The organism is Gluconobacter sp. OJB, assembly GCF_039638275.1.
Taxonomy (GTDB): Bacteria; Pseudomonadota; Alphaproteobacteria; order Acetobacterales; family Acetobacteraceae; genus Gluconobacter; species Gluconobacter cerevisiae.
This window is the reverse complement of the sequence record NZ_JBDIWH010000003.1, coordinates 12090-30468: the sequence shown is the minus strand read 5'-3', so window position 1 is coordinate 30468 and position 18379 is coordinate 12090. Positions and strand designations below refer to the sequence as shown.

The window sequence follows — 18379 nt, the reverse complement described above, 5'->3', positions numbered from 1 at the left end:
CTAACACGCGGTAAGAGAACATTACCACGTGTTAGAACGACCGAAAACAGTCCTAGAAACCCGTAGAACGAGCCCAAAAGGGTTTAGAGTGGGCCTCTCAGGCCTTCGAGCAGCGGATCTAGTTCCGCCAAGGATCGCAGGCCATAGGTCACGAGGAAGGCTTCGGTCGTGGCCCAGAGCTGAGGCTGGCCGGGCACCGGCTTGCGGCCGACACTACGAATGAGGCCTTTCTCCTGCAGTAGGGCCAGGGTCTTCTGGGGCAGGGCGGCATCCCGGAAGCTTTCGATCTCGGGCCGGGTGACCGGCTGACGCGCAGCAATCAGCAGCAACACCTCGAGCACGGCGCGGGGCAGGCGTTCGGGGGGCCTCTCCAGTACACTTCTCAGGGCCTCTGCGAGATCGGGAGCGGTGCGGAACATCCACCCGTCTCCGACCGCGACGAGTTCAAACCCCAGCCCCTTGGTACGCCTCGCCACCTCGCTCAGGATCTGGGCGATCTCCACGTCCTCTCCCAAGACACGTACCAGTGTCGTCCGGGACACAGGACCGCTGCTCTGGAAGAAAAGGGCTTCGGTCAGACGGACGGGATCGGAGGAGGGAGACGTCATGGTCAAGAGCATAAGGCCGCTTCGGTGTCGTCGGCCAGAGTTCGGAACGCACTGTCAGTGGAGTTGATCCGCGACCTCGGGGATCAGGACCTGCAGGAGGTCTCTATCGAACTATAATTGTGTGATAGGACACGGGAATGCCGATCCGACCGGAACTAAAAGCGCTTTACCCTCCCAACTGGCCTGAACTGAGCCGGCAGGTGCGGTTCGAGCGGGCAGGGGGTGTCTGTCAGCGCTGCGGCCGGCCGCATGGATATCATCTTCAGGTCCTGCCGGGTGGTCGATGGAAGCATCCGGAAACAGGACACTGGTTCAATGGCCGGGGCAGGCGGGTGTCCCCTCCCGACCTGATTGAGCATCTGCAGATGCGACAGACGAAAGTGGTACTGGCAGCGGCTCATCTGAATCACGACCCCACCAGCAACCGGTGGCGCAATCTGCGTGCGCTCTGTCAGCGCTGCCATCTGCTGCACGACCGGATGTATCACCTGGCGCAACGCCGTCTGACGTTGCGACGGCGTCTGGCCCTCGGGGATCTGTTCGAAGGGCCCTATCGGATTGGAATGAATCTTAAGGAGTATGAAACATACTATGGTTAATCTTCTTCGGGAGAAGAGGGGCAGGTCTGATCTCGGCGGAAAAAGATAAAAAGCCGTCGTATATTTTGATGTTCGTTATGGACGTTGGTTTCAGGGGTAGGGACGGAAAATAGTCGAATTTAAAGCTGAACGAATTTTGTTGGTATCAGATCAATTTATGGATATACGTTCAGTATATCCCATATGGAGGATGCCATGCTTGCCCGCACAACTCTCTTTCTTTCCAACCGTTCTCAGGCTGTACGGCTTCCCAAGGCTGTTGCCTTTGACCTTAGTCTGAAGGACGTCGTGATCATTCCCGATGGCGTACGACGCATTATTGCGCCCGCGCATGCCGCATGGGATGATTTTTTTTCGTCCTCCGGCACTGAGTTACCTGAACGCAATCAACCCGCAATGCAGGAACGCGAAAGCTTTTGATGCTACGTTATCTGCTCGATACAAATTTTTGTATCCGCGTCTTGCGTGACCGTCCAAAGGGCTTACGCGAGCGTTTCAACGATAACGCCGAGGCCCTCAGTATTTCAGATGTTGTGCTTTACGAACTCCTCTATGGGGCGGAAAAATCTCAAAATCCGGCAAAAATCCGACGTGAGGTAGAGCATTTTGCTGCGCGTTTGTCTGTTTTGCCATTTGACGATGATGCGGCAGCACATACAGCAGAAATTAGGGCTGATCTGGAAGCCCATGGATGTGTTATCGGACCATACGACTTAATGATTGCGGGGCATGCCCGGAGCAAAGGACTGGTCGTTATAACCGGAAATATACGGGAATTTACTCGGGTAAATGGATTACGTTCTGAAGATTGGACGCCGGATTGACGGGAGAAAGTCGCCGCCATGGCCTCGATGGCCTGGCGCTTCCACTAGGTCGCGTTGACAAAAGATTCAATCCAAAGCCTCGCGGCGGCGAGATTGAGGAAGCTTATGAATGATAAGGCGGTTTGGGGTCGTTTGCGGGAGGGGGCGAAATCCTACGCTAAGCTGAGAACGCGCTTCCCATAATCCCTGAGCTCGCCCTTCGGTCCGACATATCTGTATAGAGTGACGCGCTCGATCCCGAGTTCCTTGCACAGATCGGAAACAGACGTGTCGCGCTGCGCCATGGCGGCCTGGGCGAGACGCACCTGTGCTTTGGTCAGGGCGAATTTTCGCCCTCCCTTTCGTCCGCGCGCTCTGGCTGCGGCAAGGCCAGCCATGGTGCGCTCGCGGATCAGATCCCGCTCGAACTCGGCCAGAGTGGCAAAGATACCGAACACCATGCGGCCGGATGCGGTCGTGGTGTCGATCTGAGCGCCTTTTCCGGTCAGCACACGCAGGCCGATCCTGCGGTCTGACAGATCCTTCACGGTGTTGACCAGGTGGGCGAGCGAGCGCCCGAGGCGATCGAGTTTCCAGACCACCAGCACATCGCCGTCGCGCAAGGATTTGAGGCATGCAGCTAAGCCGGGCCGATCATCGCGGCTACCGGATGCACGATCATCATAAATATTACCTGGCTCGATACCGGCGGCACGCAGGGCGTCGTGCTGGAGGTCGAGGGATTGGGAACCATCGGCTTTGGAGACGCGGGCATATCCGATCAGCATGTTTCTTAAACGTTGGTTTGAAGCGGTGACGAACATGAGCACATAAGCTTGCACTATTGTGTATCTTAACCAGCATCGCAATCAAACTATCTCAAACCTTACCTTGGAAAGAATAAGGAGCATGTATGCCGCGTCGCGTGACCCTGACCGATCGACAGCGCGAGGCGCTGTTTCACTTACCGGTCGATCAAGGTGATCTGCTGCGGCACTATACCCTTAGCGATGAGGATCTCGGGCATATCCGCCAGCGCCGGCGCGCCCACAACCGTTTCGGCTTCGCGCTGCAACTGTGCGTCCTGCGCTACCCGGGCCGGGTACTCACCCCTGGCGAGCTGATCCCGGCACAGGTATCGGATTTCATCGCGGCCCAGCTCGGGCTGAGCCGTGACGATCTACTCCTCTATGCCGCGCGCGAGGAGACCCGGCATGAGCATCTGGCGGACCTACGCCGGATCTACGGCTATCGCTCCTTTTCGGGGCGGGGCGCACGGGATTTGCGCGATTGGATCGCTCGGGAAGCCGAGGCGGCGACATCGAATGAGGATCTTGCCCGTCGCTTCGTTGCAGAGTGTCGCCGCACCCGCACAATCCTTCCCGGTTTCTCAACGATTGAGCGCCTTTGTGCCGATGCACTGGTCAAGGCCGAACGCAGGATCGAAGATCGTATCGCCCATCGCATAACACCAGCCCTGAGCGAGAATTTGGCTCATCTGTTAGAGAATACGGTGGATGGTCGCATCACCCGCTTCGTATGGCTGCGACAGTTCGAAGTTGGCGCAAATTCGGCGGCGGCCAATCGGCTGATGGATCGACTGGAATATCTCCACAAGTTCGATCTTCCGGCAGATTTGCTGGACGGCGTTCCCGCGCATCGTGTGACCCGCCTTCGCCGGCAGGGCGAGCGCTATTACGCCGACGGCATGCGCGATCTGCCCGAAGGCAGGCGGCTTGCAATCCTCGCTGTCTGCACCATGGAATGGCGGTCATCTCTGGCTGATGTCATCGTGGAGAACCACGATCGCATCGTAGGCCGTCTCTATCGGGTCTCCGAACGCCTTTGCAGCACCAAGATCGCCGACGAAAAGGCGGCCGTTCGGGACACGCTGAAGTCTTTTGCTGAAATCGGTGGTGCTTTGCTTGGAGCGCAGGACGATGGCGCATCCCTGGACGGGATAATCACCACCGGTCCAGGCTGGGAACGGTTCAGAACCCTTGTCGCCACGGCCTCTGCGTTGACCAATGTGCTCGCTGCCGACCCGCTCAGCCGTGTGCTGGACGGCTATCATCGCTTCCGCCTCTATGCGCCCAGGATGCTGCGCCTGCTCGACATGCAGGCGGCGCCGATTGCCAAGCCTCTTCTGACGGCTATCGCGCTGCTACAGAGCGGGATCAAATCCGATCCTCCTATGGATTTTCTACGTCCCAACTCCAAATGGCATCGCCATCTTCGCGCTGCGCCCGCCGGCGACTACCGACTTTGGGAAATCGCGGTGCTGTTCCATATCCGCGACGCTTTCCGGTCCGGCGACATATGGCTGGCAAAATCGCGCCGCTATGGCGACCTCAAGCAGATCCTGGTCCCGCCACAGGCGATAGAGCAGACCGCGCGGTTCGCTGTGCCGCTGCAACCCGGCGAATGGCTTGCCGAGCGCAGGGCTCGACTGGATACACAACTGAAGGCGCTTGGCCGCGCGGCGCGAACCGGTACGATCCCAGGCGGCATCATCGAGAACGGCAAGCTGCACATCGACAAGCTGAAGGCTGACACACCCGAAGGCACTGAGGATCTCGTACTCGATCTCTATCAACAGCTCCCGTCCACGAGGATCACCGATTTGTTGCTGGAAGTCGATGAGCGAACCGGATTCTCCGAGGCTTTCACGCATCTGCGCACTGGCGTGCCTTGCCGCGACCAGATCGGCCTGATGAACGTGTTGTTGGCGGAAGGCGTCAATCTTGGTCTACGCAAGATGGCAGCGGCGACCAATACGCACAGCTTCTGGGAATTGCTGCGGATCGCACGCTGGCATGTCGAAGGCAGCGCCTATGATCGGGCGCTCGCCATGATCGTGGAAGCCCATGCCGCTCTGCCTATGTCCGCCTTCTGGGGACAACGGAAATCCGCATCCAGCGACGGGCAGTTCTTCCTTGCTACCGAGCAGGGCGAAGCGATGAATCTGATCAACGCGAAATATGGCAACGTCCCAGGCCTCAAGGGATACAGCCATGTGTCCGATCAATATGCACCCTTCGCTACCCAGGTCATCCCGGCAACGGTCAGCGAGGCACCTTATATACTCGATGGGCTGCTCATGAATGACGCAGGCCGCCGCGTCCGCCAGCATTTTGCCGACACGGGTGGCTTTACCGATCATGTGTTCGCCGCCAGCTCCTTGCTCGGCTACAGGTTCGCACCGCGTATCCGAGATCTCTCTCAGAAAAGACTCTATGCCTTCACGCCCAACGCGACGCCCGCCAATGTGCGAGCGCTGGTTGGCGGCAAAATCAATGAACCGCTCATCGAGCGCAACTGGCCCGACATCCTGCGCGTCACGGCAACGATCGCAGCGGGCATCGTCGCCCCCAGCCAGATTCTTCGCAAGCTCGCTTCCTACCCGCGCCAGAATGAGCTGGCCCTCGCATTGCGGGAGATCGGTCGCATCGAGCGCACCCTGTTCATGATCGACTGGATTCTCGACGCCGGTCTCCAGCGCCAGGCTCAGATCGGTCTCAACAAGGGCGAGGCCCATCATGCCCTCAAGCGCGCCATCAGCTTCCATCGTCGAGGTGAGATACGCGACCGCTCAGGCGAAGGGCAGCACTATCGTATTGCCGGCATGAACCTGCTCGCCGCCATCATCATCTTCTGGAACACCATGAAACTCGGGGAGGTCGTGGACAGACGCGCCGTGGACGGCATCATCATCCCGCCTGATCTCCTCGCCCATGTCTCACCGCTGGGATGGGAACACATCAACCTCACCGGCGAATATCGCTGGCCTAAATCCTTAGCGTAGGATTTCGCCCCCTCCCGCAAACGACCCCGTACGGGCCGGCCATACAGGCACCCGGCGCACCCAGTCCGCCAAAACGGACCGCTTCATCCAGTCTCTCCCGATCCACACGCGGAAGATGGCCCGACCCAAGATCGAGAAACCGCCTGACCGCACTCACGCACCCTGCTCCCTCAGCCAAAGGAGCAGACGCTGGCTGACGGCGTGGCCCTCAGGATAAGTCGTGTCCAAAATGGCGCGCTCGAGAACCCGACGGAGAGCACGCGCCCCCCCGCAACCACTTACAGTTTCTGAAACCCCGCTAAGTCGCTGACTCAGCGGGGTTTTGCTATGCGTAAACTGAGGCCATCTTCTAGAGAATTTTTTAATTCCAGATGTTTAGGGGAAATAAGTTCAAAGCGGGGGTATCATACCGCGCAACCTCTTGCGATTATCCGCATTGACGTGAGCCGCTGTTACAATCAGGCTTAGAAACGAATGTAATTTTAGTTTCTGGATTGATGACCGACCTGATTCTAGACCTTATCCTTCGCTGGCGGGACGATCCGGCAGGGACCTATCAGAGCTGGTTTCTGTGGGACGAACGTATCAAGAATTTTCGGTCTATCCGCCGTGGTCTGCAGCAGGTCGTTGCCGAGATAGCCGAGAGCACATTCGGGGTCGCCTATCGTGGTTCCTCTCTGGAAACGGTCGTTCATTCGATTGCGGAGCAGCGCCAGATTTTCAAGGGTGCGGATCACGCCTTCCTGTGGAAGCCGAAGCTGCGCATTCCCGATATCTACGAAAATCCTGCCAACCAGAAAGCATTCGGGCTGCTTCTTGATACCTGTCTGTGCTGCAATACCGAAGAGCATGTGGTCTCGGCCATTCATGCGATTGATGCCCGCAAGATAAAGGGACTGGGGCCAGCCGTCGCCAATCTGCTGTATTTCCTGCACCCCACAATCATGCCGCCTTTCAATACGGCGATCGTGAAGGGCTATAATGCCCTGACCGGATCAAAGGTGAAGCTGGGGCGTTGGGAGGAATATCTTGCCATGCGGCAGGGCATCCTGAAGCTGAATGCGACTTATCGTTCGCTGCTGTCCAATGATCTGGGCGCCATTGGAGGACTGCTGTTTGACGTCGGAAGCGGACGCTATACGGCGCCGCCTCTCAATGATGATGAAACAGCGCGAAAACTCTGGGAAGCCGATCTTCACCAGGTGAGGGAGCAGAGCGCAAAAGAAGCCCGGATACTCGCCGCAGAGCGGGAAACGGATCACACCCATACCGAAATTCAGGGTTGGCTTCGCGATCTGGGGCTTTCCCTAGGGTATGATGTCTGGATTGCTGCCAATGATCGTGGCCGTCCATGGCAGGACGGTAAATTGGGAGATGGCTGTCTGTCGATGTTGCCGGGGTTCACGACGGAAACGCAGGGAGCGGAATCCGTGCGCCTGATCGATGTTCTGTGGCTCGGTCGGGAAAGCCACAGGATTGTGGCAGCCTTCGAGGTTGAGCATTCAACGACCATCTATTCCGGCATCGTGCGGATGCTGGATCTTGCTCTCGGGTCAGAGGCGCAGGCCCTGGAGGGACTGTTCCTTGTTGCGCCGGATAAGCGGGAAGCCGATGTGCGGGAACAACTGCGGCGACCGGCTTTCAGCAGGATTGCCGATCTGAAAGTCCGGTATCTGCCTTACGGGGCGCTTGAGAAGGATCGTAAGGCCATTGAGCGCTTTGGGCAGGGTATGAAACCCATTCAAGCTATATCCCATCTGCTGATCCCTGCGTGAAAATCTATGCTCTTGTAATGAACGGGTCATCGCTTCGTGTGGGTTCCTGTCGCGGATAGGCATGCCTTCCGAACGAAATAGGCAATCTGCTTTTATCGAAGTCTCAGGGCATTGAGCCGCAGTGCGTTTGTCACGACGGCCAGGGATGACAGGGCCATCGCGCCTCCCGCGAACATGGGCGACAGCGTAAGGCCAAAGACGGGATACAGGACACCTGCGGCAAGTGGAATGCCGATCCCATTGAACAGGAAGGAGAATGCCAGATTCTGCCGGATGTTGCGCATCGTTGCCTGTGCCAGGCGGCGGGCGCGTACCAGTCCGGCGAGGCTGCCTTGTGCCAGTGTCATCCCAGCACTTTCGATCGCGACATCGGTGCCTGTGCCCATGGCGATTCCGATATCGGCGGTGGCCAGGGCCGGCGCGTCGTTGACGCCGTCGCCCGCCATGGCGACACGGGCTCCCTTGTGTTGCATGTCACGAATGATTGCGGCCTTGTCCTCAGGCTTGAGGTCGGCATGCACCTCGTCGATCCCCGCCTGACGGGCGACGACTTCCGCAGTCCGGGCGTTGTCGCCCGTCAGCATCACGATCCGCATGCCGACTGCGTGCAGTGCCGCGATGGTCTCCTTCGCGTCGGTCTTCAACGGATCGGCCACGACCAGCAACCCAGCGGCCTGTCCGTCGATGCCGACGAACATGACGCCCGCGCCCTCCGCCCGGTGGCTGTCCGCGACAGGGATCAATGCTGACGCATCGATGCCCTGCTGCCGCATCTGGGCCTGGTTTCCGACGACGACGGCATGCCCGTCCACGGTGCCGGTCACGCCCAGGCCGGTCTGAGAGGCGAAATCCCCGACCGATGCGGCCTGAAGGCCCTGCGCCGTCATCGCGGCGACCAGCGCCTGGGCCAGCGGATGCTCGGACTGCGTTTCCAGTGATGCCGCCAACCGCAGGACGATGCTGGAATCCCATGCACCTGATGTTTCGGTCGCGATCAGCCGGGGCTTGCCTTCCGTTACGGTGCCGGTCTTGTCGATCACCAGCGTATCGACCGTATCCAGCGCCTGCAGTGCTTCGGCGTTGCGAACCAGCACGCCGGCTCGCGCCCCGCGTCCCATGCCGACCATGATCGACATCGGAGTGGCCAGGCCCAGCGCGCACGGGCAGGCGATCACCAGGACCGCAATGGCGTTCAGCAGTGCGTGTCCGAAGCGCGGTTGCGGACCGACCAGAAGCCAGACGACGAAGGTCAGCAGGGACACAAGCACGACCAGCGGCACGAACCAGCCGGAGACCCGGTCCGCCACCGCCTGGATCGGTGCCCGTGTACGCTGCGCAGCCGCCACCATGCTGACGATTCGGGCCAGCATCGTGTCCGAGCCAACGGCCTCGGCCGTCATCAGCAGGCTGCCGGTGCCGTTGATGGTTCCGCCCGTCACCTTGTCACCCGGGCCCTTGGCGACAGGTGCTGGCTCTCCTGTCAGCATGGCTTCGTCCACGCTGGAGCGCCCGTCCATGACGGTGCCGTCCACCGGGATGCTTTCCCCCGGCCGGATGCGGAGCCGATTGCCGGGCACGATCTGGGCCAGCGGTACGTCGTCCTCGCGATCCTGCGCGCCGACCCGGTGTGCGATTTTCGGTGCGAGATCCAGCAGGGCGCGAATGGCGCGACTGGTACGGGCGCGGGCGCGCAGTTCCAGGACCTGCCCGGCCAACACCAGGGCCACGATAACACCTGCGGCTTCGTAATAGACTGGGACCGACCCGTCATGCATGCGGAAGGCAGCAGGGAACAGGCCAGGGGCTACTGTCGCGGCGATGCTGTAGAGAAAGCCCGCGCCGACGCCCAGCATGATCAACGTAAACATGTTCAGATGCCGGGTGCGGAGAGACATCCAGCCGCGTTCGAGGAACGGCCAGCCGGCCCACAGCACGATTGGTGCCGTAAGCGCCAACTGAATCCAGTTCGTCAGGCCGCCATCGAAAAATGCCAGCCCTCCCATATCCGCCGCCATGGCGATGACGACGAGCGGGACCGCCAATATGCTCGCTCCCCATAGGCGCCGGCTGAAATCCACGAGTTCCGGGTTGGGCATGTCGGCGTCGGATGGCTCCTCCGGTTCCAGCGCCATGCCGCAGATGGGGCAGGAGCCGGGGTGATCCTGTCGGATCTGGGGGTGCATCGGGCAGGTCCAGATCATCCCGGCCCGCCTGGGCTGAGGCTTGATGGGCGTCGTGTCCGCCTTGTGCAGGTAATGACAGGGGGCGGCCTCGAACTTTGTCTGGCAGTGCGCGCTGCAAAAATACCAGGTCCGGCCATCATGGTCGGCATGATGCGTCGCCGTCGCGGGATCGACCGTCATGCCACACACAGGATCCTTGACCAGGTGCGCGTCAACTCCGGTCGCTGCCGGGGTGGGACCATCTCCATGGAGATGGGACGCGCAAGCTGCTGTATTGTCGTTCGTCATGAAGCCCCCTTGCTTGTGGCCGCCAGCCGCGGCGTCGAAGTATGCCATAATCGCTTGCACTTCAAGGTATGCCCCGGTAGGGTATATTGCAATGAGGCAGTCACGGGTAAAGATTTCACAGGGCCTGAAACGGGTCGAAGGTCAGGTGCGTGGCATCCAGAAAATGGTGGACGACGACCGCTATTGCGTGGATGTTCTGCTTCAGCTTCGGGCCGCCAAGGCGGCGTTGCATCGGCTCGAGGGGCTTGTTCTGCGCGAACATATCGCGGGCTGCGTTGTAGAGGCGATCGAATCCGGCGATCCGGTGGAGCGTCAGGAAAAGATCGGAGAACTGATCGAAACGGTCAGCAAGATAACGGGGTAGACGTGCAAGGGATCGGCGCGACACGGTTGGGACGGTTGCTGGCCTGCCTGCTTCTGCAGGTGGGGCTGATGCTGGCGTCCATCATGCCGGGTCATGCCGGCACGGTGTCTTCTACAGTTGCTTTGGTTACCCAGCCGATGGTCGACATGCCAGGGATGCAGATGCCATCTCATGCGGATGCGGCGACCGCACATTGCAATCATGAACCGTGCCACGATCATCACCCATGTCATCATTGCGGCGATTGCTGTGTCCAGGGTTCCTGCGTCGCCAATTGGCTGATGCCACCATCCGTGACCAGGGCGTTTGATTACGCAGGTGTTACCGCGCCTTTCGGCATGTCGCGCTCAGATCGCATGGTCGGCCGTGCGTTCGCGCCCGCCCTGCCGCCGCCCAGACAGATGGCCTGATTCTGTTCTGACAGTGTCAGGGCTGGTCATGGACCTATGACAGGTTCCGCCTTCTCTCTTTTGCGGACTATTATTCATGTCAATACGATCACTTACGGGACGGGGCGCGATCACGCGCCGCCGTTTCGTCATCGGGACGGGCCTGTGGGGGGCGGCGCTGGCCGTCCCGCAGCGCAGCGCGGGCGCCTACGCTCCGGTCTATACACCGGCGTCGGGTCGGCCCGACCCGCTGCCTGGCACCCGTTTCGACCTTACGGTCGGTTCTGTGCCGGTCAATATCACCGGTGCGCGCATGCACGCGGTGGGTGTGAACGGCTCCACGCCCGCGCCGATCCTGCGGTGGCGTCAGGGCGACACAGTCGAACTGAATGTCACCAACCGGCTGGATGAGCCCAGTTCGATCCACTGGCACGGAATCCGGGTGCCGGCCGACATGGACGGCGTGCCCGGTCTGAGCTTTGGCGGGATCGCGCCGGGTGACACGTTCACCTATCGCTTCCCGCTGCATCAGAGCGGCACTTACTGGTATCACAGCCATTCCGGCTTCCAGGAGCAGACGGGCCTGTATGGGGCTCTGATCATCGACCCGAGAGACGGTTACGCGCAGCATTTCGACCGCGATTATGTGATGGTCCTGTCCGACTGGACCGACGTCGATCCTGAGGACATCGTCTCCAACCTCAAATTCCAGAGCGATTACTACAATTTCCGCCAGCGTACGGTGGACACGTTCTTCCGTGACGCACATCGGCAGGGGCTGGGTGCGACGATCCGAGATCGCCTGCAATGGGGTGCCATGAACATGGCGCCGACCGACATTCTGGATGTGTCGGGCATCATCTACACCTACCTGATCAACGGCCAGTCGCCTGCTGCAAACTGGACGGGCCTGTTCCGACCGGGCGAGCGCATACGCCTGCGCTTCATCAATGCATCGGCGATGACGCTGTTCGACGTGCGCATTCCCGGCCTGACGATGACCGTCGTTCAGGCCGACGGTAATGACGTGGAGCCCATCCCTGTCGATGAATTCCGCATCGGACCTGCGGAAACCTACGATGTGATTGTCGAGCCCACCGCCGATGGACCGTACACGGTCTTTGCCCAGGCTGAGGATCGTACCGGATACGCACGCGGCACGCTCGCCACCCGTCCGGGCCTTGCCGGTCCGGTCCCGCCCATGGACCCGCGCCCGCTGCGCACCATGACCGACATGGGCATGGGGAATATGGACATGAAGGAGGCCAACAGACCCGGAGCCGCTGCGATGGATATGCCGGGCATGGCGGCTGCGTCGCGGCATAAAACAGAGCTGAAGCCCGGCGTCGCGGTGCAGAGTGTCGCCATGATGCCGATCAACCGGCTGGCGGAACCGGGCGACGGGCTGGAGAACAATGGTCGCCGCGTTCTGACATATGCCGATCTGCGGGCGACGATCCCGGGCGCGGACCCGCGCCCGCCATCGCGCGAGATCACCCTGCATCTGACCGGCAACATGGAACGCTTCATCTGGGGGTTTGACGGCAAGAAGTTCTCGGAAGCGGAGCCCATTCGTCTCACCCTGGGCGAGCGGGTGCGCTTCGTCCTGATCAACGACACGATGATGGAGCATCCGATCCACCTGCATGGGTTGTGGAGTGAACTGGAAAATGGGCAGGGCGAGTGCCGACCCTACAAGCACACGATTACCGTCAAGCCGGGTGAGCGGCTGAGTTACCTGGTCACGGCGGACGAACCCGGGCTGTGGGCGTATCACTGCCACCTGCTCTACCACATGGAGGTGGGCATGTTCCGCACGGTGGTGGTGTCGTGATCCGGGGTCTGATAGGTGGCACGGTCCTTGCCGCTGGACTGGCTACCGCGGTACCTGGCACGGGACGCGCCCAGTCAGTCCCGGCACGCCAGAGCGAAGGAACCCAGGAAGCGCAGACCGCCTCGGCTCCCGCGCCCGTGGTCTATATCAACGGCATCCAGCCGGTCATGGACCATAACATCTACATGCATGCGCTGCTCGACCAGTTCGAGGCGCGCTTTGGTGCCGATGGCGGGCAGTTCCGTTACGATGGGCAGGCTTGGTTCGGCACCGACTACGACAAGCTCTGGCTGAAATCCGAAGGCACGGTCGGCACAAACGGCAAGTTCGGTGATGGAGACCATGAGGCCCTTTATGATCGTGCTATCTCCCGGTATTTCGATGTCCAGACCGGCGTGCGTCTCGATATTGACAACGGCCCCACACGGGCCTGGGGCGCGATCGGGGTCGAGGGACTGGCTCTATATTTCTTCAATGTGGAGGCCACGGCCTATTTCAGCGACCGGGGTGCGGCGGGGCGTCTGCAGGGCTCATACGATATCCTGCTGACTAATCGCCTGATTCTCCAACCCCAGGTCGAGATGAACTTCTATTCCGCGTCCGATCGTGCGCGCGGCGTCGGAACCGGGCTGTCCGATATCGATACGGGATTGCGGCTTCGCTACGAATGGCATCGGAAATTCGCGCCTTATATCGGCGTGAGTTACTCCGGCACGTTCGGTCAGGCCGCCGACATGGCGCGTTCAAGGAATGAGCGTGTCCATGACCTGAATTTCACCTTCGGGATCAGGACGTGGTTCTGACCGCTCCTGCCCGATGTGAAGTCGTTGCGGGGCGCTCCGTGCGGCCCCGTTTCAGATAACAAAAGATAAAGAACTTACAAATGCTGACTATCAATTTCAGGTTCTCGGCCGCTCTGGCCGCACTTCTGGCCACGGTCTCGGTTGCGCATGCCCAGACCCCCGCTCCGGCACCGGCCCAGCCGCAGGGTCAGGATATGTCCGGGATGCAGGGCATGTCCGGCATGTCGGGGATGGACCACGACAAGATGAAAATGGACGGCATGTCCGGTTCCGGCATGGAGGGCATGGAGAAGGGCATGAAAATGAAGGGAAAGATGGGAGACTGTATGAAGATGAAGGGCATGAATATGTCGAACGGCCACGCCATGGCGCCGTCAGATCACAAGATGAAAATGGGCTGCGGTGACAAGGAAAGCGGCATGAAGATGCCGATGGGGCCGCAGGGCATGCCTGACGCGGTTCATCAGCGCTGATCGGGTCCAGACCGGAGCGGGGCGGCGCCATCAGCGTCGCCCCTGGAAAGGCCAAGGGAGGCACGTATGACAAGACTGATCTGGGGGTTCGCCGGTATCCTGCTGTTTGGGATCGGCGCAGGAGCGACCGTCGTTTTCGGTGGCCTGTATGATGTGGGCGCCACCTCGCCGCACTGGCGGCTGACCTATCGTGTTCTGGAAACGGCACGCCTCCATTCAATCCGGCATCACGCCGAGGGCATTACCGCACCTGTCGATCTTGAAACGCAGGCACGGCTCGTCGGCGGCGCATCGCATTTTTCGACGCATTGCGCCTCCTGTCATTCCGCGCCGGGCGTCGAGGCCGAGGATATGGCGGTGGGGATGTATCCGAAGCCGCCGGTTCTGAAGGATGTGGCGCAACGCTATACACCGGGCGAACTGTTCTGGATCCTCAAGCATGGCATCAAGATGTCGGGCATGCCGTCCTGGGCGGATCATGGTGATGATGATCTCTGGAACATCGTTGCGTTTCTCGGGAGCCTTCCGGGAATGAACAGTTCTGACTACCAGGCGCTGGTCGCCCAGGCAGGAGCAGCTGGCGGACATCATACGCATCACGACATGGATATGCCGATGCCCCGACCGTAGATGCCGCTGCGATAATTGATCGAGATCAAGGAAAATATGCCATACCCCCGTATAGTAATTTCTTATTCCTGACGACGTCCGGAAAATGGGTCGGTATGCGCTTTGCCGAGGATGATGACGTGTTGGAGAAACCATGAGGCGCATCTTTTCGAGCGTGAGTGTCGTGATCATGACGCTGCTCGTCAGCATGTCAGAGGGACTCGCTCAGGCTCCGGGTGAGTCTCCCACTGTTCCGGCCATGTCCAGCGGCACTATGGCGGGGCCTACGGCAGGCAGTCCGCCACCTTCTCTGGCGCTGCGGCGGGATCAGCCGGAGGACGATGGGCCTATGGCAGCGCCCCGGGATGCCGACCGGGGTGCCGAATCGTCCGGCGGAATGAAGACGCCCCCCGCTCGACCCGACTCAGGCATGTCCGACATGGGCAGCATGATGTCGATGGGTGGTGACGAGCATGCGAGCCATCACCCTGGCATGGGCGCGGCGGTCCCCCCCCGGTGCGCCATCATCCAGGCCGGCTGAGCAGGGCGATATGATGAGCCGCATGCTGCCTCAGGCTGGGCAGGCATTGAGTGCGGTTCCCGGAGCAGACAAGGCCGACGCGGGTTGTTGCGGAGCGCGCGGTCACACGCCGCTTTATACTTTCATGATGACGCATCCGAAGCTGACCGACGTCGAACGTCAGATGCTGGCCGATATTGCGGCACAGAGGCTTCAAGACGGTCTTCGCGAAGTCGGCGCTGCATCGGTCGATGCCGCTCAGTCCCTGTCGTGGGAGACGATGCGTCGGTCCAGCCAACATCTCCATGAGGGTGTTGCGTTGCTCGATAGCGGAATGGCCGCGCGCGCGGCCGCAACCGGCCTCGTGAATCCTCAAATGGTGGCATTCAACTGGTTCACGGCACAGATGGGTCTGCCGACAATCGCGGCGAGCCAGCAAAACGGCCTATTTTTCGGACTGACGCCGGCCCACCTGGTGTTCATGACGATCCTGATCCTGGTTTCGATCGCTTTGCTGATTTTGCAGATCCTGCGGTTGCACCGGGTGCAGGAGATCCTCAATGCCACCAGGGTGTCTGTGCCGCAGCCCCCCTCACCGCCTGCGCCCCCATCGCCGATGAACAACGGCCCTAAGCCACCGGTGCCACCCACTCCGGGTTCAGGCGATGGGACCGTCGTGTCGACCGTTATTCCACCTCGGCAGGGGCTCTGGCGTGGTAGCCTGAAAGTTGCTCGTGTCATCCGGGAGACCCCGGCGATCGCGACCTTCTATCTAGTGCCCGCTGATGGGGGGCGGATTCCATTCGATTTCAAACCGGGCCAATTCGTCCAGCTCACGATCGAGCCGACATCTGGCAAGCCCGCGACCCGATCCTACACGATCGCATCATCGCCGGGTCGAATCGAACATCTGGAACTGACGATCAAACGCGAAGAACAGGGCCTCGTCTCGCGTTACCTGCACGATACGGTCAAGGAAGGCGACCTTCTGAAGATTGCTGGTCCATCTGGAATGTTTACCTTTACCGGTGAGGAAGCGGACTCCATTGTCCTGCTGTCCGGTGGCGTTGGCATTACGCCGATGATGGCAGTTCTAAGATATCTGACCGACATCGTCTGGCCGGGCGACATCTACTTTGTCTATTCTGCGCATGAAAGCGCGGACTATGTCTTTCGCCAGGAAATCGAATGGCTGGAACGCCGTAACGACAAGCTGCGTGTAATTGCGACCATGCGGCGATCGCCGGGAACTGAATGGTCTGGACCAGAAGGGCGCATTACGAAGGAGTTGCTCCAGCAGTCAGTGCCTGATCTTGTAAACCGACGCATCCATGTCTGCGGGCCACCAGGTATGATGGCGAGCATGAAGACGATGCTGGCGGATCTTGGCGTACCGGCTGCCAATGTTCACAGCGAGGCATTCGGACCGGCTGCGATGAAGCCGGCACCAGCGGCCGTTGCTGCAACGCCGACACGGGGATCCTCGTCGCCAGCAACCACCCCTGCGGCGACGACCATTACTTTCTCCACATCGGGGAAATCGGCCCCGTTGCAACTGGATGAATCGGTTCTCGACGCGGCGGACGCGGCCGGCGTCACTATTCCATCCTCCTGTCGGTCCGGGATCTGCGGCATGTGCATGACACACCTGCTGCAAGGCCAGGTGACAATGGCGGTTGAGGATGGGCTCGATCCGGCCGACAAGGCCAAGGGCTTCATCCTGGCCTGCCAGGCGAAGACGACCGGTGGCCCGCTTGTGGTGGAGGCATAAATGCAGGAACGCAGCGCAATTGTCGTTGGTGCTCTGGTTGTCCTGCTGGTCTTGTTTCCGCTGGGATTTCTGGTGCATGTCGCACCGCGCTTTCCCGGAAGCTTGGCCGGCAGTCTGATTGGCATTTCCGCCGCCATCCTGATGCTGGTGCCGCTGATCTATGTGGCGGGAAAGCGGATTCCTGTCGTGCATCGTTATTTTGCACCTCGGATTGAGAGCCGCACTCTGCTGTCGGTGCATATCTATGCCGGCGTTCTGGCTCCTATTCTCGGCCTGATCCACGCGGCCCACAAATTCGACAGCCCGATGGGGATTTCCCTCACCGGCATCATGCTCGTCCTCGTCATCAGCGGCTATGTCGGACGTTACATGTTGATTCAGATCGGCCGTGGACTGCGTGGCCGCGCCCAGGAGTTGGCACAACTTCGCGCCGCACTTGCCGGTGCCGGGATGGCGCATCTGATGTCCGAGACGTCGGATGCGCCCCGCAACATCGTTCAGCGTCTTCTTTTGACATCGGCCTATCCGGGTACGCGGGGTGCATTGGATAGCGAAGCCACCATCGCCTCCGCGCTGGCAGATGTCGAGTACGCTGTCAGATCGGAGAACGTCGTGAATTCATTGTTCGGGCGATGGCGTAAGGTCCACATTGTTCTTGCGACGATCCTCTATTTTCTGCTGGTTCTTCATATCTGGTCGGGCGTGTATTACGGGTTGAGGTGGATATGAAGCCCGTCGTCCTGCTCTATACGATTTTTGCGGCCGCGGCCTTAATCGTTGGTGTGGCGGTGCCGCTTACCATGCATCATTCCGGCAGTAACGCCATTCCAGGCTGGGAAGGACTGGTGAGTCCGGGACCGGTCTCGAAGGCGCATCAGTTTATAGCGAGCCAGTGCGAGACCTGTCACAAGCCCTTTTCAGGTGTTGTGAGTAATAACTGCGTGACATGTCATTCTCTGGCGTCGTTCGCCGATAAGCAATCTACCCGGTTTCATGTTGCGGCGACGCAATGCACCTCCTGTCATGTGGAGCACGGCGAAAGGCCACACATGACCATGATGGATCACGGGGCGCTGACAAGGACGGAGTTTTGGTCAGACACTGTCGCAAAACTGCAGGCAGTGGGGATCGTCGGGGCATCATCTATGCCGGTCGGGCATCTTCCGGTTGGTAACTCCGCCCAGCGTCTGAATTGCGCAAGCTGTCACTCCAACGTCGATCCTCATCGCGCACGCTTTGGCCCTGACTGCGCGACCTGCCACGCTACAAATACGTGGTTGATCTCATCATTTGAGCATCCCGCCGATCAGACATCGACGGATTGCAACGAATGTCACAAGGCGCCGCCCAGCCATTACATGATGCATTTTAAAATGATTTCGCAGCACGTGGCACATCAGGATGCGCCAGTGGAGCATTGCTATGCGTGTCATACCACCGATGCGTGGAACAATATTCGAGGATACGGGTGGTATAAGCACCATTAATCTTGACTGAGTCACGAAAACTTACCCTACGTGTTTAGCACTACTTTGGCAGAAAATTCGGAATATGG

Annotated in this window: 18 protein-coding genes; 15 read left to right on the top strand and 3 right to left on the bottom strand. The window is 60.0% G+C overall.

Going from position 1 to position 18379, the window contains the following annotated elements:
• Positions 1-83: 83 nt before the first annotated feature.
• Positions 84-608, bottom strand: a complete 525-nt coding sequence (locus tag ABDK74_RS14200) for an SMC-Scp complex subunit ScpB (protein WP_346004365.1) — start codon at positions 606-608, stop codon at positions 84-86.
• A gap of 137 nt (positions 609-745) precedes the next feature.
• Here ABDK74_RS14200 and ABDK74_RS14195 point away from each other — a divergent pair, with 137 nt between their 5' ends.
• From ABDK74_RS14195 to ABDK74_RS14185, 3 genes are all read left to right on the top strand, one after another.
• Positions 746-1207 (top strand): hypothetical protein, encoded by a 462-nt coding sequence (locus ABDK74_RS14195; protein WP_062105728.1) that lies wholly within the window; start codon positions 746-748, stop codon positions 1205-1207.
• A gap of 195 nt (positions 1208-1402) precedes the next feature.
• Entirely contained in the window at positions 1403-1627 is a 225-nt protein-coding gene (gene vapB / locus ABDK74_RS14190; protein ID WP_062105732.1) for a type II toxin-antitoxin system VapB family antitoxin, read from the top strand.
• Complete coding sequence (locus ABDK74_RS14185) at positions 1627-2031, top strand: type II toxin-antitoxin system VapC family toxin (RefSeq protein ID WP_346004364.1); 405 nt, start codon at positions 1627-1629, stop codon at positions 2029-2031. Before vapB ends, ABDK74_RS14185 begins: the two co-directional genes overlap by 1 nt.
• Before the next feature lie 152 nt (positions 2032-2183).
• Here ABDK74_RS14185 and ABDK74_RS14180 read toward each other — a convergent pair whose 3' ends face one another.
• Entirely contained in the window at positions 2184-2798 is a 615-nt protein-coding gene (locus ABDK74_RS14180) for a recombinase family protein (RefSeq protein WP_010512305.1), read from the bottom strand.
• A gap of 125 nt (positions 2799-2923) precedes the next feature.
• On the opposite strand from ABDK74_RS14180, the gene ABDK74_RS14175 reads away from it, so the two are divergent.
• Together ABDK74_RS14175 and ABDK74_RS14170 are read left to right on the top strand one after the other, a co-directional pair.
• Positions 2924-5815: a Tn3 family transposase gene (locus tag ABDK74_RS14175; protein WP_346004363.1), complete on the top strand. Its 2892-nt coding sequence runs from the start codon at positions 2924-2926 to the stop codon at positions 5813-5815.
• Positions 5816-6312: 497 nt separating this feature from the next.
• The gene (locus ABDK74_RS14170) at positions 6313-7590 is read left to right on the top strand and encodes a hypothetical protein (protein WP_061491049.1); all 1278 of its coding nucleotides are present in this window, start codon (positions 6313-6315) and stop codon (positions 7588-7590) included.
• 92 nt (positions 7591-7682) lie between these two features.
• Here the strand turns inward: ABDK74_RS14170 and ABDK74_RS14165 are convergent, their stop codons facing one another.
• Complete coding sequence (locus ABDK74_RS14165; protein ID WP_346004362.1) at positions 7683-10061, bottom strand: heavy metal translocating P-type ATPase; 2379 nt, start codon at positions 10059-10061, stop codon at positions 7683-7685.
• Between the two features lie 91 nt (positions 10062-10152).
• Here ABDK74_RS14165 and ABDK74_RS14160 point away from each other — a divergent pair, with 91 nt between their 5' ends.
• The 10 genes from ABDK74_RS14160 to ABDK74_RS14115 all read left to right on the top strand — a co-directional run bounded on the left by ABDK74_RS14160 (position 10153) and on the right by ABDK74_RS14115 (position 18311).
• Positions 10153-10425 carry a metal-sensitive transcriptional regulator gene (locus ABDK74_RS14160; RefSeq protein ID WP_061491050.1) on the top strand — a complete coding sequence of 91 codons (273 nt, stop codon included), beginning with the start codon at positions 10153-10155 and terminating at the stop codon, positions 10423-10425.
• A 35-nt stretch (positions 10426-10460) separates the two neighbouring features.
• Positions 10461-10835, top strand: a complete 375-nt coding sequence (locus ABDK74_RS14155; RefSeq protein WP_062268967.1) for a hypothetical protein — start codon at positions 10461-10463, stop codon at positions 10833-10835.
• A gap of 76 nt (positions 10836-10911) precedes the next feature.
• Positions 10912-12648 (top strand): copper resistance system multicopper oxidase, encoded by a 1737-nt coding sequence (locus ABDK74_RS14150; RefSeq protein ID WP_346004361.1) that lies wholly within the window; start codon positions 10912-10914, stop codon positions 12646-12648.
• On the top strand, positions 12645-13451 hold the full coding sequence (locus ABDK74_RS14145; protein WP_062268971.1) for a copper resistance protein B: 807 nt from the start codon (positions 12645-12647) through the stop codon (positions 13449-13451). The genes ABDK74_RS14150 and ABDK74_RS14145 overlap by 4 nt, the downstream gene beginning before the upstream one ends.
• An 80-nt stretch (positions 13452-13531) precedes the next feature.
• A complete protein-coding gene (locus ABDK74_RS14140) occupies positions 13532-13924 on the top strand; it encodes a hypothetical protein (RefSeq protein WP_018307592.1) in 393 nt (130 codons plus the stop codon).
• A gap of 66 nt (positions 13925-13990) precedes the next feature.
• On the top strand, positions 13991-14554 hold the full coding sequence (locus tag ABDK74_RS14135; protein WP_007284535.1) for a cytochrome c: 564 nt from the start codon (positions 13991-13993) through the stop codon (positions 14552-14554).
• Between the two features lie 133 nt (positions 14555-14687).
• A complete protein-coding gene (locus ABDK74_RS14130) occupies positions 14688-15074 on the top strand; it encodes a hypothetical protein (RefSeq protein ID WP_346004360.1) in 387 nt (128 codons plus the stop codon).
• Positions 15075-15084: 10 nt separating this feature from the next.
• On the top strand, positions 15085-16824 hold the full coding sequence (locus tag ABDK74_RS14125; RefSeq protein WP_346004359.1) for a 2Fe-2S iron-sulfur cluster-binding protein: 1740 nt from the start codon (positions 15085-15087) through the stop codon (positions 16822-16824).
• Positions 16825-17553, top strand: a complete 729-nt coding sequence (locus ABDK74_RS14120) for a hypothetical protein (RefSeq protein WP_007284537.1) — start codon at positions 16825-16827, stop codon at positions 17551-17553.
• Positions 17550-18311 (top strand): hypothetical protein, encoded by a 762-nt coding sequence (locus ABDK74_RS14115; protein ID WP_007284538.1) that lies wholly within the window; start codon positions 17550-17552, stop codon positions 18309-18311. Before ABDK74_RS14120 ends, ABDK74_RS14115 begins: the two co-directional genes overlap by 4 nt.
• Positions 18312-18379 lie beyond the last annotated feature (68 nt).

Coding starts and splice junctions, on each gene's coding strand:
- ABDK74_RS14150 (WP_346004361.1), top strand. CDS start 10,912: ATGTCAATACGATCACTTACGGGACGGGGCGCGATCACGCGCCGCCGT.
- ABDK74_RS14185 (WP_346004364.1), top strand. CDS start 1,627: ATGCTACGTTATCTGCTCGATACAAATTTTTGTATCCGCGTCTTGCGT.
- ABDK74_RS14195 (WP_062105728.1), top strand. CDS start 746: ATGCCGATCCGACCGGAACTAAAAGCGCTTTACCCTCCCAACTGGCCT.
- ABDK74_RS14125 (WP_346004359.1), top strand. CDS start 15,085: ATGATGAGCCGCATGCTGCCTCAGGCTGGGCAGGCATTGAGTGCGGTT.
- ABDK74_RS14135 (WP_007284535.1), top strand. CDS start 13,991: ATGACAAGACTGATCTGGGGGTTCGCCGGTATCCTGCTGTTTGGGATC.
- ABDK74_RS14160 (WP_061491050.1), top strand. CDS start 10,153: ATGAGGCAGTCACGGGTAAAGATTTCACAGGGCCTGAAACGGGTCGAA.
- ABDK74_RS14200 (WP_346004365.1), bottom strand. CDS start 608: ATGACGTCTCCCTCCTCCGATCCCGTCCGTCTGACCGAAGCCCTTTTC.
- ABDK74_RS14120 (WP_007284537.1), top strand. CDS start 16,825: ATGCAGGAACGCAGCGCAATTGTCGTTGGTGCTCTGGTTGTCCTGCTG.
- ABDK74_RS14180 (WP_010512305.1), bottom strand. CDS start 2,798: ATGCTGATCGGATATGCCCGCGTCTCCAAAGCCGATGGTTCCCAATCC.
- vapB (WP_062105732.1), top strand. CDS start 1,403: ATGCTTGCCCGCACAACTCTCTTTCTTTCCAACCGTTCTCAGGCTGTA.
- ABDK74_RS14140 (WP_018307592.1), top strand. CDS start 13,532: ATGCTGACTATCAATTTCAGGTTCTCGGCCGCTCTGGCCGCACTTCTG.
- ABDK74_RS14170 (WP_061491049.1), top strand. CDS start 6,313: ATGACCGACCTGATTCTAGACCTTATCCTTCGCTGGCGGGACGATCCG.
- ABDK74_RS14165 (WP_346004362.1), bottom strand. CDS start 10,061: ATGACGAACGACAATACAGCAGCTTGCGCGTCCCATCTCCATGGAGAT.
- ABDK74_RS14130 (WP_346004360.1), top strand. CDS start 14,688: ATGAGGCGCATCTTTTCGAGCGTGAGTGTCGTGATCATGACGCTGCTC.
- ABDK74_RS14115 (WP_007284538.1), top strand. CDS start 17,550: ATGAAGCCCGTCGTCCTGCTCTATACGATTTTTGCGGCCGCGGCCTTA.
- ABDK74_RS14175 (WP_346004363.1), top strand. CDS start 2,924: ATGCCGCGTCGCGTGACCCTGACCGATCGACAGCGCGAGGCGCTGTTT.